The organism is Mesorhizobium sp. M4B.F.Ca.ET.143.01.1.1 (assembly GCF_004792275.1).
Taxonomy (GTDB): domain Bacteria; phylum Pseudomonadota; class Alphaproteobacteria; order Rhizobiales; family Rhizobiaceae; genus Mesorhizobium; species Mesorhizobium abyssinicae.
This window is the reverse complement of sequence record NZ_SRSR01000404.1, coordinates 1-278: the sequence shown is the minus strand read 5'-3', so window position 1 is coordinate 278 and position 278 is coordinate 1. Positions and strand designations below refer to the sequence as shown.

Here is a 278-nt window from a genome sequence, read left to right as displayed (position 1 = left end):
GGCCGCTTGCTCGTTCTCGGCGAAGCCGTTTCGCGCCGGCCGCGCTTCACCCATATCGAGCGGCCGTTGCGGTGAGCGCGCCAAATCTGAACCACGGTCGAAGCCGCTGAGGCCGGAGGCACGGTAAGCCGCTTCATAGCTGCGATGGTCGCAGCCATTCTGCACCTGCACGAAGGCGCGTGCCCGGCCCTCGATGGCGTCGACCATGTGGCTTGCCGTCTCGCGCACCGAAAAGATGTCGTTGACGCGTGCCTTCTCGGTATCGTTGACGCCGAAAT

The 278-nt window shown here is 64.7% G+C and carries 1 pseudogene; it reads right to left on the bottom strand.

The features are described from left to right. A pseudogene (locus tag EN786_RS39230) lies at window positions 1–278 on the bottom strand (hypothetical protein); the annotation flags it as partial.